Source organism: Vreelandella arcis, assembly GCF_900103865.1.
GTDB classification, from domain to species: Bacteria; Pseudomonadota; Gammaproteobacteria; order Pseudomonadales; family Halomonadaceae; genus Vreelandella; species Vreelandella arcis.
Genome location: NZ_FNII01000037.1, coordinates 1 through 1,561 on the forward strand (window position 1 = coordinate 1; position 1,561 = coordinate 1,561).

Sequence of the window (1,561 nt, forward strand, 5' to 3'; positions counted from 1 at the left end):
CCCGAATTTCTCACAGGGGATAATAGAAAGCGGCTGAAAGTGCTATGATTTCAAGAACCTAACCAATCCATCAAGCACCAACAGCCGCTTCCAAAATGGTACCTGAAAAGCTGACCTTCTCGCCACTCTCGCGCCGCCAAATTGAAGCCGACTTCTCCGGGGGCCACATCACGTCGGACGCCGGATTACTCCTGCTTCGTGAAGTCGATAAACAGCATCGCCTGACACGCCGCTTGGCCGCCGTGCTTCTTGATCCCCGCGCACCAGAACAGGTTCGTCATAAGCTCGACACTCTGGTTCGTCAGCGGGTGTTCGGTGTCGCCGCTGGCTACGAAGATTTCAACGACCATGAGGCCCTGCGCCATGATCAGGCCCTTCAGACAGCGCTCGGTGAAGAGGATACGCTGGCAGGCAAGTCGACGCTGTGCCGGGTGGAGCAGAACGCCGATCGGCAAGCAATAGTGAAGGCCCATGAGTTGCTGTGGCATCACTTCATTGAACAGCATGACGAACCACCAAAGGAGATCGTGCTGGACTTTGATGGCACCGACATCCCCGTGCATGGCGAGCAACCCGGCAAGTTCTTTAACCGTTATTACGATCACCACTGCTACTTCCCACTGTATGTCTTCTGTGGGCGCCACTTACTGGTGAGCTATCTGCGCACCAGTGACCGCAGCGACAGCCGCCATAGCTGGGCGATCCTCGCCTTACTGGTACGCTTTATCCGTCAATACTGGCCCGATACTCGCATCGTGTTACGAGGTGATAGCCACTTTTGTCGTCCCCGGATGCTGAACTGGTGCGATCGGCATCACGTCGACTACATCGTGGGAATCGCCAAGAACAGCCGGCTGCTCAAGGAAGTGGATGTGCCCATGATGCTGGTACGCAAGACCCAATGGCAGGTAGGAGGAAAAGTGGCGGAGATGTTCCGATTCCCGTATCAAGCCCGCTCCTGGAATTACCCACGCTGGGTGGTGGCCCGCCTGGAAGAAGGCGAGCTGGGCTCTAATCCCCGGTTTATCATCAGTTCCCGTTACGATGACGGCTTCAAGCTTTACTACGAGCAGTACTGTGCCCGGGGTGACATGGAGAACCGGATCAAGGATCAACAACTGAGCCTGTTCGCTGACCGTACCTCCAGCACGCACTGGTGGGCCAATCAATGGCGGCTGATCTTGTCGGGCTTCGCTTATACGCTGTTCGAGCGCTTGCGGACTTACCTGAAGCACACGCCCTTCGCGCGCATGAGTCCTAGCAACCTGAGGCTCAAGCTCATCAAGGTAGGCGCGGTCATCATCCGCAATACGCGTCGAATCCGCGTACTCATGAGTGACAGCTACCCCTATAAAACGGCGCTATCCGATCTCGTCAGGCGGTTGGTGCCGAACTGACTGCTCGGGCGCCCCCGGCCCGACGCAATGGGGGAAAGGGGGAGGTGTGTCTGAACGACGGAAAGTGGTTAAAAAGTAGCCGATGTAAGTCGAACCAGTAGGTATTTAACGGTGTTACAGCCTGAGTGCGGTACTGGCTGAGGTGCTATGAGAAATCCAGGCTA

Annotated in this window: 1 protein-coding gene; it reads left to right on the forward strand. The window is 56.3% G+C overall.

Annotated features, from left to right (window positions below; all coding sequences use genetic code 11):
• The first annotated feature begins 95 nt into the window (after positions 1–95).
• Positions 96–1,397: an IS1380 family transposase gene (locus BLR97_RS19480; protein WP_089708590.1), complete on the forward strand. Its 1,302-nt coding sequence runs from the start codon at positions 96–98 to the stop codon at positions 1,395–1,397.
• Positions 1,398–1,561: the final 164 nt, after the last annotated feature.

What these genes read in the sequence shown, in the direction of transcription:
- BLR97_RS19480 (WP_089708590.1), top strand. Translation starts at nt 96, where the DNA reads ATGGTACCTGAAAAGCTGACCTTCTCGCCACTCTCGCGCCGCCAAATT.